Origin of the sequence: Cryobacterium psychrophilum (assembly GCF_004365915.1) — a bacterium.
In the GTDB taxonomy this organism is placed as follows: domain Bacteria; phylum Actinomycetota; class Actinomycetes; order Actinomycetales; family Microbacteriaceae; genus Cryobacterium; species Cryobacterium psychrophilum.
Genome location: NZ_SODI01000001.1, coordinates 458448 through 470869 on the forward strand (window position 1 = coordinate 458448; position 12422 = coordinate 470869).

Consider the following 12422-nt stretch of genomic DNA (forward strand, 5'->3'; position numbering starts at 1 on the left):
GATCGAACGCAGCCCGCGCGGGCGCTGCGGCGGTCTGATCGGGCGTGGGGAAGGCGATCTGGGCGAGGGTTTCGGTGGAGGGCAGGGCGTCGCGGGCTTCCTGGGGAAGCGTGCCGGCGGCATCCATCGCGGCGTAGCGGGCGGGTACGGCACCACTCTTGGCGTAGCTGATGGCGCCCTCGTCGCTGAGCAGCCACTCCACCCACAGGCGGGCGGCGTTCGGATGCGGGCTGTCGATGGTGATCGGCTGGGCGTAATAGTTGCCGAAGACGCCCTCGCTGGGCACCACAACCTGCAGGTCCACGGCCGACCGCGTCATCTCGGCTTCCAGACCGCTGTAGTTGTAGTTCCAGTCGAAGGTGACGGCGGCCTCACCGGTCGAGAGCGCGGCGGCGTTCGAGACGGAGTTGACAAGGTATCCGTTGGCCGCGAGGTCGGTGAAGTAGTCGATTCCGGGCTGGATGTTGTCGAGGATTCCGCCGTTCGCCAGCGCCGCCGCGAAGACCGTGGCGAACCACGCCGCGCCATCGCGCGGGTCGCCGACGGTGATCTTGCCCTTGTGCTGCTCATCCTTGAGGTCGGCGAACGAGGTCGGCACGTCGACCTCGTCGGCATTCACGCCGATACTGAGCACGCCGTAGTACGCGCCAACCCAGTTACCGTCGCGGTCCTTGAGGCTGTCGGGCACCTCGTCGATGAGCGTGGGCACATAGACGCCGAGCAGGTTCTGGTCGATCGCCGGCTGGGTGAACGAGTAGCCGATGTCGAGCACGTCGGGGCTGGGTGGACTGGCCCTTGAGGTTTTTCACGGCGGAGAGCTTCTCACCGCTGGACGCATTCGGGCTCGCCACCTCGACCTTCACGTCGTACTTGGCTTCAAAACCGTCGATGGACTCGCCGTAGTTCGCCCAGATCTCCGGGTAGGCCGATGGCCACGGCCGCCGAGCGGATGCCGACGCGGCGCCGGGTAGACGGAGACAGCCGAGACGAACGAAAGAAAAGGGCAGACATGGTCGCGCTCCAGAAAATGCCGTGGGTGGGATGTTCCCATCGTTGAGCAGCGAGATGACCACTGGATGAACTGTGCGTGTCCGTCGATTAGATTTGGTACAGACCTTTAATCTGGTGCTTCATAGCGGACATCTGACGCGACCACGCAGACGAAGGACGACTTTGATGACGAGCACAGAACACCTTTTGACTCCACCTGCCAGCTGACGCATGGCGGAGATGCAGGGGGTGCTCCTCGATTTCAACGGCACGCTGTCTGACGATGAAGAGCTGCTGTCCGAGTTGATCCGGGAGCTCGAGCTCAGTGCCCTCTGAAGGATCGTGGTGCTGGAGGATTCGATTCCGGGGGCTCGCTGAGTGCATCCGTTGCTGAACTGACCCGCCCCGAGACGGTGACGCGCAGCTTGTCGGAGCGGAAGAGGTCGCGGGAGAATTCCATCGGCGTGCCGTTTCCCGCGATCGACGTGCGGACAATGCCAAGAATCGGGCTGCCCGGGGCAATGTGGAGCATGGCGGCATCGGCCGGGTCGACGATCATGGCGGTCAGCTCCTGCGTGGCGGAGACCGGCCCGAGCCCATAGTGCCGGCGCATAATCGAGTACATCGACCCGGTGAGATCGAGGTCGAGCAGCCCGGGAAACAACGCCGTGGGAAAGAACGAGCGCTCCAGCACCACGGCGACCTCGTCGGCGAACCGCACCCGCATCACGTCGTAAACGGTGTCGGTGGGGCCGAGCCGCAACGCCGTACGGGTGTTCTCATCGGGCGTCTGCACGGTCGCCGAGATGAGCCGAGAGGATGCCGTCATCGCCGACTGCAACAGCTGCGCACGCAGGCCTATCAGATTGGAAATGTCGACATCGGAGCGGTGATGGGCGATGACGGAACCGCCGCGGCGACCGAGGGTGCGGGTGAGCCAGCCGGTGGCCTGCAGCCCTTCGAGGGCCTGGCGGAGGGTCATACGACTCACGGTGAGGGCTTGGGCGAGCTGGCGTTCCGGGGGCAGTTTGTCGCCGGCGGTGAGGTCACCCGAGGCCACCAGGCCGCGCACCCACTCGGCGATCTGCAGGTGTAACGGTGACGGGGGCGCAAAGCGGGCCTGTCTCTCGCGGGCGAGGGACAGGACGCGTGCCGACGGCGCCGCTACCGGGGCCTCGGCGATGTTCGGTGTGCCCATGCCTCGGTTGTCCTCTGGCTCAGCGTGGCAACGGTGTACCCGAGCTTAGTCGGCGCCCCCAACCGGAAACCTGTCGCGCGTCGAGCGAGCGTCATTTTCACCCCTCGCGGCGCGGCCGCGTGCTGACTGCGACATAATCAGAAAACACGCACCATCGCCGTTCATCCGCACAAATAGACCGTCGATGATCCTGATCGCCTCGTTCTCGACGACTCACTCCAGCTCAGGACGGACTCTCCCGGAGAATCGATTCTCCGGGAAGGAGATCAGCAGGATCGTAACGGGCGCCAACATCACGCACGCCTCAAAGACATTCTTTGCACCAAATTGCGCAAGACTCATCTTTTTCAAAGGAGTATATCCCCCGAGATCACGCAACGACAGGTGCAAACCCGTCGACCTGCCGGGGCGTATGGTCGGGGTCACGATGGGAGTTTGAGTGATGAGTTTGTCGCCACCGGGGCACCCTGTCACCGGACGCGACCATGCGCGCGGTGCCCGTGTCGTCATTCGAGTTGGACTCGTTCATCGCGACCTCGGATTGAAGGAGTGGCAACCGTGAACTCACAACAGGTCACCCTGCTGGTTTGGGTGCTCGTTACAGTCGTCGATCTGGCGATCCGAATCGCCGCGATCATCATCATCCCCCGCAGTCGCAAGCCGAGCGCCGCAATGGCCTGGCTCCTGGCGGTGTTCCTCATCCCCTTCGTCGGTGTCTTCTTCTTCCTGCTGATCGGAAGTTCCAAGCTACCGAAGAGACGACGCGACAAACAGCAGCGCATCAGCCAACTCATTTCGGAGAGTGTCGCCGGCATGGACCTCGTCAACGACGATGACAGCTGGCCACGCTGGTTCGCGTCGGTCGTCGAGCTGAACACCAGTCTGGGGTCAGTCCCGATAGTCGGGGGCAACACGGCGCGCTTGATCGGTGACTACAACGCCTCGATCGCCGCGATGGCGGCCGAAATCCAGACGTCGACAAGGTTCGTGCACGTTGAGTTCTACATCGTGTCCTTCGATGCGACGACGAGGGACTTCTTCGCGGCGATGGAGGCGGCCGTCAGGCGCGGGGTGACGGTCAGGGTCCTGCTGGACCACATCGCGTCGATCAGGACCGCCGGTCATGACGCGACCTTCGCCGAGCTCGACCGGATCGGCGTCATCTGGAGCTTCATGCTTCCTGTGCAGCCGCTCAAAGGCAAGTATCAACGGCCTGACCTCCGAAACCACCGCAAACTCGTCGTCGTTGACGGCAGGGTCGCATTCATGGGCTCGCAGAACCTCATCGATCGCAGTTACAACTCGGCGAAGAATCAGAAGCGCGGACTGCAATGGCAGGAGCTGGTGACCCAGGTCACCGGGCCTGTCGTCAGCGGCATCAACCTGATCTTCCTGTCCGACTGGTACAGCGAGACCGACGAGATGCTCAGGCAGGAAAACGTGCCCGCAGACACGATTCCGATGGATGTTTCATCCCGCGCACTGGATTGTCAGGTTGTCCCCAGCGGCCCAGGTTTCGAGGGCGAAAACAACCTGCGCTTGTTCCTTGCCCTGTTGTATTCGGCGCAGGAGCGCATCATTATTACCAGCCCGTATTTCGTCCCCGACGAAGCCATGCTGTACGCGATCACCTCGTCGTGCCAGCGAGGCCTCACGGTGGAGCTCTTCGTGTCGGAACTCGGCGACCAAGGTTCGGTGTATCACGCTCAGCGCTCGTACTACTCCGCGCTTCTCAAGGCCGGCGTGCGGATCTGGCTGTATCCCGCTCCATTCATCTTGCACGCCAAACACTTTTCGATCGATGATGATGTCGCCGTGATCGGCTCGAGCAATATGGATATCAGATCCTTCAGCCTCAATCTGGAGGTGTCCCTCATGGTGAGAGGACAATCCTTCGTCGCTGATATGAGGCAGGTCGAGGAGGGTTACCGCCGGATCAGCCGGGAACTCACCCTCACGGAATGGCAGAAAGAGCCGCTCCGGTCAACGATGCTCGATGGCGTCGCCCGACTGACCTCCGCTCTGCAGTAGCACCGCGGCCGCCGGATGGAGCTGTTAACGCCGGCCAAAAACAGTGCCAAGAGTACGGCCAATTCAACCGGCCGCTGTGGAAGATCACCTGCGCCGGCGGACCCTCCCGCAACGCCAGCGCCATCCGCAGGGCGTCCTCGATCAGGTCGATTCTGATTGCGTGCGACGCATCCGGTGGCGCCGCAGCCGGGCGGTGAGCCGAAGGAGTACGTTGGCGGTAGCCGCCCCTGATCGAAGGACTAACTGCCATGCTTCGCACCCTCGGCGTCTTCGTAGCCCGCCATCGGCTGAGTTCCCTTCTGATCTGGGTGCTCCTGATCGGCGCCTCCGTGGCGACCGCCCTGTTCGGGGTGACCGGGGAGAGCCTGTTCCAGCGTCTCTCCAGCGGCGGGCCGTCCGTCGAGGGCGAGGCCAGTCAGGCCGCCGAGCTGCTGCAAGACCCCGCAGCCGAAGACACGGAGTCGCTGTCGCTGCTCGTGCATGGCGTGGACCTGTCCGCTCCCGAACTGGCCGGCCTCCTCTCGGAGGCCACCCGGGACCTGACCGAACTCGACGGCGTCACCTCCGTGGTGAACCCGTTGACCATTCCACCGCTTCCGGATGGACAGCCGAACCCCGCCGCAGCGCCGCTCCTGGCCCCCGACGGCACCGGTCTGCTGCTGAACGTGGAGATGGCAACAACCGGCGCCGATCTCAACCCCGAGATTCTCGCCGGCGTGGAAGACCGGCTTGACACGGCGGCAGGCGAGATCCGGCAACTGGAACCGGACGCAGTGGCAGAGGTCGGCGGCACCCCGTTGCTGGTGGAATCCCTCGTGGCGGTGGCCGAAGCCGACCTGCAGAAGGGCGAGCTGATCGCCTTGCCGATCGCCCTCGTCGTCATGCTCATCATCTTCGGCGGGTTCCTGGCCGCAGGCATCCCCCTGATCGGTGCCCTCGCGTCCATCGCCGGCGCCCTCGGCGCGCTCTTCGCCTTCAGCCACTTCATGGAGATCGACACCACGGTCCTCAACGTCATCACCGTCATCGGGCTGGGCCTGTCCATCGACTACGGGCTGCTGATCGTCAGCCGGTTCCGGGAGGAGTTCCGGCTACTCGTCGCCCAGGTCGGCGAGGACCAAACGCGCACGGAACGGCACGAACTGATGCTGCAGGCTGTCGGCGTCACGGTCGACACGGCCGGCCGCACCGTGCTCTACTCCGGCCTGACCTTCGCCATCGCCACGGTCGGCCTGCTCGTGTTCGAACCCACCATCATCCGCGCGATCTCCATCGGCGCGGTCTCCGTTGTGCTGATCGCGATCCTGACAGCCCTCGTACTCGTGCCAGCACTGCTCGGCTACTTCGGCGAACGGCTGCTCAAGGCAGGCGTGCTGACCCGCATCCCGGGTCTCGGCGCGCTCCTGACCCGCTTCGGTGACGTCGCACCGCCCGAGGGCGTCTTCTCCCGACTGACCCGCCTCGTCCAGCGCGCCCCCACGCTCGTGGCGCTGGGCGGCGTTGTGCTCCTGCTCCTGCTGGGAAGCCCGGTCCTGAACATGAACGTGTCCAGCGGCGGCGCGGGCTCGATCCCGAAGGCCTCGACGCAATACGAGTTCGTCACGGGACTCACCGACCACTTCCCCTTGGCGACGGCACCCCTGGTGCAGTTGGTGGCGGACTCCGACGAGGCTTCCGCCGCGGCGTGGGCGGAGGAGGTCGCGTCCCTGCCGAACGTCACGGGCACCACTCCCCCGGTCGAGGTGAACGGGTACTGGGTTTCTCGCGTCGGCGTCGACCAGAACGAAGGACCCTCCGTCGTGCGGGACATCCGTGCCGACCGGCCCCTGCTCGACAACTGGGTCGGCGGAACGGATGCCGCGTCAGTCGACTACACCGACTCACTGTTGCGCGGGGCACCCTGGGCGGCACTGATCATCGGCGGCGCCACGTTCGCGCTCCTTTTCCTGATGACCGGTTCCGTTGTCATCCCGCTCACCGCCCTCCTGGTCAGCGTCATCTCGCTGGGGGCATCCGTCGGCATCCTCGTCTGGGGTTTCCAGGAGGGCAATCTGGCCGGACTGCTCGACTTCGACGCCGCGACCATTGCCGGCGTCGACCCCCTCGTTCTCACACTGGTACTCACCTTCGGGTTCGGCCTGGCAATGGACTACGAGATGTTCCTGCTCGCCCGAATCAAGGAGCACCACGAGCAGGGCGAGAGCACCCGCCGCTCCATCGAGACGGGGCTTCAGAGTTCAGGCCGGATCATCTCCTCCGCGGCGCTCATCATCGTCATCGTCTTCGCCGGCTTCGCCACCGGAGACCTGCTACAGATGAAACAGATCGGCGTCGCCCTGGCCGTGGCCGTACTCCTGGACGCCACCCTGGTGCGCACCATCGTCGTCCCAGCCGTGATGACCTCACTCGACCGGAGCCTCTGGTGGGCACCGAAATGGATGCACCCGATCCACTCACGCTTCGGCATGCGCGAGTAGCGACGGTGGCGTTGAGGGGCACGTGTCGAGGTCACACTACCCGTCCGGTTGCTCCGAAGGCGGTGGGCTGCTGGTCGTTGGTCACTGGCGCAGGACACGGAGGATTCTGTGCAGGCTCAGGACGATTGCACCCGCAGAATCAGGAGTGTTTTTCGGGTCATCTCCCCGCACCCTGCCGGCTTGCGCAATGAGTTGGTCCACCAACGCTGTCGCCGTATCCTGCAGTCGTTTTCGCTGGTCGATGTCTTCGCCTTCCAACAGTTGCAGGAGCTCCCCCACGGCCGACATCGCGGCCCCTAAGGGCAGACTGAGCAACTCAGGTATGGCATAGGGCGCGTCCTCATTCCAGATCACGTCTGAGAGCACCTCGGTTATGTCTCGGATGTGGAAGGTGACTCGTTCCAGATTTTCGACAGTGCGGTAGTCGGCGTTCAGGTCCCTGGGGTATCGGCGACGACGAGGATTGGCTCGACGGCTATCGTCAGCTTTTTGCACGGCAAGTCTCACTGCACGAGCCGCGTCTGAGAGTGCCCCCGTCCGAAGAGCCCAATCCTCATGGCGCGGTGGCCACTGCTCCTGAAGGGCGTTGCCCATGTCCTTGAGCTGTTGGGAGAGCACAAGGTGGAGCCGATTGACGCTAGCGGTGGCGGCATCGAAGTTCAGTGGTGGGAACACGAGAACGTTGACGGCAAGTCCTACCGTTACTCCCACTGCAATCTGAACGAGGTAGCCGAACGACATGTTCTCCGCGTTCTTCCCGCCGACCAACAAGACGAACAGGGCGACCGAGGGAATCCAGTCTGTTCCCGCCCCGAGCTTAGGTATCCCTGCGAGAAGGATGCCGATGCCCACCAGGACTCCGACGGTCAAGGCCGTGGGAGTCCCGAAGGCGATCAGCAGAAAAGCGAGACCGATGCCCAGAGTCAGCCCGACAAGTGTGTGCATACCCTGTCGGAGGGTTCCCGCGACCGTCGGATACATGCTGACCAGGGCACCCAACGGTGCATAGTAGGCATACTGGGCGGCCACTCCGGGCATGTGTGGAGCGATCAGAAATGCGAGGCCGGCCGCCAGAGCCGCTTTAAAGGCAAAGTGGGTTCGCGGCCACTTCAGCACGGCCGAACCACCGCGACGCAGCGACGACCCGGCACGGGCAGCGATCCCACGGTCGGATCCGCGACGCCCCGGGGACGGCGAGTGTTGGTTTCTCGTGGGCGACTTCACGGTTGCGCGGGTATCGGGAGGCTTCAACGCGTGCTCGTTACGTGATGAGGTCGAGTTCTGCTGTGAGCTACGGCCGGATGCGCCAGAGGAAGGCGTCCTGAGTTCGGCAAGGGTGGACGCTCTAAAAGCATCGTGACTCACGGCCTGTCCAAGACTCCACGTTCTTAGCCTTTCGTTGCTGGTCGGTCTGCTGCGTCATCATAGTCAAAGACCCTACAAATCGCGCTATACCGCTCATGTTCGCCTTCTCACCGCACCCTCTCGCATTGCCTGATGGATGCGCCGTGGAACCCCGACGTTACAGCGAAGCCGCGCGCGAGGCGCGTCGCACACTGGTGGCCATTCCTTGCCCTCGTGATGGAATCCCTCGGCGGAGGACCGGTCGCGATCATCATCCTTCCCGTGTTGATCGGCGTCGCCGTGGTGTGCATCGTCGCTGCCGCGATCAGCCGCGTCTCTCTGGGGCCACTGGGCGACGGATGCGTTGGCATCTGTTTCACTGTCGTTGGTCATTCTGGGCTGCGTGATCGCCTTCGACACCTGGCGCACCGTGCGCGTTCCGGAGGAGATGACACGCGCTTAGAAGAGTCGGGCGCGCCACGCCCGAGCGAAGCAGTAGGCTCCGTAGGCAATGAGTCCGATCGCGATCGCGGCCAGGATGACCCCGCCATACGGGAGCGCCGTCAGACTTTTCAGCGCCCCGTCAAGCCCGGTCGACTTGCTCGGGTCCAGGGTGAACCCGGCCACAAGAACAAGGATCCCCACCACTCCCAAAGCGATGCCTTTCGCCACGTGACCCACAACGCCCAGCACGATGATGGCATCCCCAGTCGAGCCGCGCGGCACCGAGATGTCGTCGGTGAATTTTTTGAGCAGGCCCTTCCACACGAAATAGCCTCCGATGGCGAGCACGATAAGGCCTACTGCCACAATTACGACAACGCCACCGGGGGCCCCCATGAGGCCGGCACTGGCGTCACGGGTGCTGCTGGCCGAATCCGATGTTCCCCCGGATGCGAAATTCGCCGCAGTCCCCGCGAAAACCAGGTAGACGGCCGCCTTGCTCACTTCAATCACCCGGTGGGACCATTTGCGCTTGGGATCGGCACTCTTCATCAGGAAAGCGCCGAGGACCAGCCACAGCCCGAGGGCGGACATGCCCACCACCACGGTCCACAGAACGAATAACCCTCCCGGGCTCTCGGATAGCTGCCCGAACGCACCAGACTGATCAGCCGTACCACCGCCGCCGCGCGCAATGGCAATGGCGATCGCGGCAATGAGAATGTGCACCAAACCGTTCATGGCGAAGCCCAGTCGGGCTAGAACCTGGAGAACGTCGTTTCTTTTCGCCTTGCCGACAACACCGGCCACTGAATGACTGATCACGGCCTCAGCTTACGACTCCCACCCGGTCCTGTCCCCGAAAACCTGGTTCGTTTTCGACGCCGCCACGTGCCACGCACGGGGCGCCCCGCAATTCCCAACTACGTATTGGATATTCTCATGACCCTCACCGTTCCCGCCCTCGCCGCGCCCGCGGCCAACGAGCCCCTGGTGCGCACCACGATCGATCTCCGCACCCCCGGTGCCAACGACGTGGCGATCGACATCAAGTTTGCCGGCATCTGCCACTCCGACATCCACCAGGCCCGCGACGAGTGGGGCGTCGGGCTGTTCCCGATGGTTCCCGGCCACGAGATCGCCGGCATCGTCTCCGCCGTCGGCAGCGAGGTCACCCGCTACCGCGTGGGCGACCGCGTCGGCGTCCGCTGCTTCGTTGACTCCTGCCGCGAGTGCACCAACTGCCTCGCCGGCGAGGAGCAGTACTGCCTGAAGGGTGAGGTCGGCACCTACAACGCCCGCAACTACGACGGCACGCCCACCTACGGCGGTTACAGCACCGCGGTCGTCGTGGACGAGAACTTCGTGCTCGGCATCCCCGACGGCATCGAGCTCTCCGAGGCCGCTCCCCTGCTCTGCGCCGGTATCACCCTGTATTCACCGCTGAAGAACTGGAAGGCCGGCCCCGGCAAGAAGTTCGCCATCCTCGGCATGGGAGGACTCGGACACATGGGCGTGAAAATCGCCCACGCGCTCGGCGCCGAGGTCACCGTGCTCAGCCAGACGCTCAGCAAGCAGGAAGACGGCCTGCGTTTCGGCGCCGACCACTACTACGCCACGAACGACCCGACCACGTTCACCGAACTTGAGAACGAGTTCGACCTCATCGTGAACACCGTGGCCGCAAACCTCGACTTGGAGCGCTACCTCGGCCTGCTGGCCCTCGATGGCACCCTCGTTCACGTGGGTATCCCCACCGAGCCCGACCAGATCAGGATGTTCTGGCTCGCCTCGCAGCGCCGGTCCATTGCCGGGTCGAAGATCGGCGGCATCCGTCAGACTCAGGAGATGCTCGACTTCTGCGCCGCGAATGGCATCGGCGCCGACGTGGAGATCGTCTCCATCGACCAGGTGAACGAGGCGTACGAACGGGTCATCCGCAGCGATGTGCGCTACCGCTTCGTCATCGACACGGCCACCTTCGGCACCGAGACCCCCACCGACGCCTAACCCTCGTCACCGCTCGGCCCAAACGGAGCGGCGTGGTCACTGCGCAAAACCGGTGTTTTGCGCGCCATGCCGCTCCCGCGGACCGATTCCCTCGGCGAGTCGCGAATCAACCGGTTTTAGAAACAGGGATTGTCCCCCGGAGAACGGTGGAGGTCGGCTGCCCGGTCGATCAGGTCACGCGCGCGGGCGCAGCCTTCCGAAGCCCGGCAGAAAACGGCCGACATGTGCGCCGTAGGTGGCGTAGTCCGGGTGCTCGGCCAGCAGCATCCGCTCTTCCCACCGCGTCTTCGTCGAGAGCAGCACGATGAGGGCACCCCACGCCACCACATGCCCCACGGATGCGCCGACGAGCGCGAGCGCGAATCCTCCCGTCATCAGCCCCGTGTAGATGGGACTGCGCACGAGACCGTAGACGCCGGACGTGACGAGCGGCGTGTTCTCGCGAGGAATGGGACTCGCGGTGAGCGCAGGTCCGAGACCGCGAACCCCCAGCACGGCGAGCGCCGCGCCCAGCAGACCGAGCGCGATGGCCACCGTGAGCACACCAGCGTTCACCGACCACCGCTCCCCGTGCGGCAGCACTACCAACACCCCCAGCAGCACGAACTGCGCCGCCACGAGACCGAGCGCAAGACCACGTTTCATGACTCGAGGCTACGCCCTCGCTACCTCGTGCCCGAGACCTGCCGTCGGAGTGAACACGGTTCGCATGCTTCCCGCCCGCGCAAAACCGGTATTTCTCACGCCACGCCGCTAACTCCGCCTGATTGTCCCGGCGTGTCGCGCTTCAACCGGTTTTAGAACGCTGGCGCGCATGGTCGAACCGCCGGCGGTAGGCGTGGGACGGCCCGTGCGCATCCGTTTAGCGGCGTCAGCCTCAACGCGGCTCAGTGTTCGAGAGCGGCGGCCTCGTCGGCGCGCCAGGACGCCAGAATGCGCAGGGCGTCACTCGATGGGGACCCGGGCTGGGTGCTGTAGACGAAGAGCTGCTGGTCGGGTTCACCCGGCACGGGGAAGGTCTCATAGTTCACGTCGATTCGGCCCACCAGCGGGTGTTCGAAGCGTTTGAGGCCGAATGTGCACTCCCACACCCGGTGCTGGCTCCACCAGGCGCGAAACGCGTCGCTCTTCACAGACAGCTCGCCGATCAGCTCGTTGAGAGCGTCGTCGTTGGGGTGTGAACGCGCATCGTGGCGCAGCATGGCGGCCACATCGCAGGCCACGATGTCCCAGTCCACGAAGAGCGTACGTGCGGCGGGGTCGAGGAACGTCCAGCGGGCCAGGCTGCGCCCAAGGCCGGCAGCCCGGGTGAAGTCTTTCATCAGCAGCTTGGCGAGGTCGTTCATGGCCAGCACGTCCATGCCCACACCCAGCACGAAGGCCGGTTGGGCGCTGAGCGAGTCCATGATGGTGTGCACCGACGCGCGCACCGTGCTCGCGCGTGGCCGCTGCTGGGTGCGGCCACCCGTCGACGCCGACAGCAGCGAGAACAGGTAGTTGCGCTCGGCCTCGTTCAGCTGCAGCACCTCGGCGAGCGCGTTGACGAAGGCATCGGATGCCTGCGTCACCCGGCCCTGCTCCATGCGGGCGTAGTAGTCCACGCTCACGCCGGCCAGCCCGGCCACCTCGTCACGGCGCAGGCCCGGCACGCGGCGGGCGGCCGCGTTCCGGTTCACCGGCAGCCCGATCTCCTCCGGCGTGAGGCGAGCCCGGGCCGAGCGCAGAAAATCGGCGAGAGTGGCTGTGTCGTCCATACCTCAAGTATCGCCTGCCGGCACCGGCTGCCGGGTGAGAGCGCGGAACTTCCCGCTCGCGAGGGACATCCTCCCGAGGCGATATCTCCAATCTCGCCCAGACCCTCCACACTCCCTACGAGCGACTGCGCCGACTGGAGATCGGCGAACGCGCCAATGCCGACGGGGAGTCCG

At 64.7% G+C, this 12422-nt stretch carries 8 protein-coding genes and 1 pseudogene; 3 read left to right on the forward strand and 6 right to left on the reverse strand.

Annotated elements, in window-relative coordinates:
- Window positions 1-151: 151 nt before the first annotated feature.
- Both EDD25_RS18295 and EDD25_RS02165 read right to left on the reverse strand, forming a co-directional pair.
- Window positions 152-772 (reverse strand): annotated as a pseudogene (locus tag EDD25_RS18295) (ABC transporter substrate-binding protein); the annotation flags it as partial.
- Window positions 773-1312: 540 nt separating this feature from the next.
- The gene (locus EDD25_RS02165; protein ID WP_134171837.1) at window positions 1313-2188 is read right to left on the reverse strand and encodes a GntR family transcriptional regulator; all 876 of its coding nucleotides are present in this window, start codon (window positions 2186-2188) and stop codon (window positions 1313-1315) included.
- Window positions 2189-2746: 558 nt separating this feature from the next.
- On the opposite strand from EDD25_RS02165, the gene cls reads away from it, so the two are divergent.
- Window positions 2747-4219: a cardiolipin synthase gene (gene cls / locus EDD25_RS02170; protein ID WP_134171838.1), complete on the forward strand. Its 1473-nt coding sequence runs from the start codon at window positions 2747-2749 to the stop codon at window positions 4217-4219.
- A 248-nt stretch (window positions 4220-4467) separates the two neighbouring features.
- Window positions 4468-6696, forward strand: a complete 2229-nt coding sequence (locus tag EDD25_RS02175) for an MMPL family transporter (protein WP_134171839.1) — start codon at window positions 4468-4470, stop codon at window positions 6694-6696.
- A gap of 81 nt (window positions 6697-6777) precedes the next feature.
- Here the strand turns inward: EDD25_RS02175 and EDD25_RS02180 are convergent, their stop codons facing one another.
- On the reverse strand, window positions 6778-7920 hold the full coding sequence (locus EDD25_RS02180; protein WP_422386757.1) for an FUSC family protein: 1143 nt from the start codon (window positions 7918-7920) through the stop codon (window positions 6778-6780).
- Between the two features lie 579 nt (window positions 7921-8499).
- Window positions 8500-9309, reverse strand: a complete 810-nt coding sequence (locus tag EDD25_RS02190) for a DUF1206 domain-containing protein (protein WP_241986250.1) — start codon at window positions 9307-9309, stop codon at window positions 8500-8502.
- A gap of 117 nt (window positions 9310-9426) precedes the next feature.
- On the opposite strand from EDD25_RS02190, the gene EDD25_RS02195 reads away from it, so the two are divergent.
- Window positions 9427-10494 carry an NAD(P)-dependent alcohol dehydrogenase gene (locus tag EDD25_RS02195; RefSeq protein WP_134171841.1) on the forward strand — a complete coding sequence of 356 codons (1068 nt, stop codon included), beginning with the start codon at window positions 9427-9429 and terminating at the stop codon, window positions 10492-10494.
- 174 nt (window positions 10495-10668) lie between these two features.
- Here EDD25_RS02195 and EDD25_RS02200 read toward each other — a convergent pair whose 3' ends face one another.
- Together EDD25_RS02200 and EDD25_RS02205 are read right to left on the reverse strand one after the other, a co-directional pair.
- Window positions 10669-11139: a methyltransferase family protein gene (locus EDD25_RS02200; RefSeq protein ID WP_134171842.1), complete on the reverse strand. Its 471-nt coding sequence runs from the start codon at window positions 11137-11139 to the stop codon at window positions 10669-10671.
- Window positions 11140-11381: 242 nt separating this feature from the next.
- Window positions 11382-12248, reverse strand: a complete 867-nt coding sequence (locus EDD25_RS02205; protein WP_134171843.1) for a helix-turn-helix transcriptional regulator — start codon at window positions 12246-12248, stop codon at window positions 11382-11384.
- Between the last annotated feature and the right edge of the window lie 174 nt (window positions 12249-12422).

Coding starts and splice junctions, on each gene's coding strand:
- EDD25_RS02205 (WP_134171843.1), bottom strand. CDS start 12,248: ATGGACGACACAGCCACTCTCGCCGATTTTCTGCGCTCGGCCCGGGCT.
- EDD25_RS02175 (WP_134171839.1), top strand. CDS start 4,468: ATGCTTCGCACCCTCGGCGTCTTCGTAGCCCGCCATCGGCTGAGTTCC.
- EDD25_RS02200 (WP_134171842.1), bottom strand. CDS start 11,139: ATGAAACGTGGTCTTGCGCTCGGTCTCGTGGCGGCGCAGTTCGTGCTG.
- EDD25_RS02195 (WP_134171841.1), top strand. CDS start 9,427: ATGACCCTCACCGTTCCCGCCCTCGCCGCGCCCGCGGCCAACGAGCCC.
- EDD25_RS02165 (WP_134171837.1), bottom strand. CDS start 2,188: ATGGGCACACCGAACATCGCCGAGGCCCCGGTAGCGGCGCCGTCGGCA.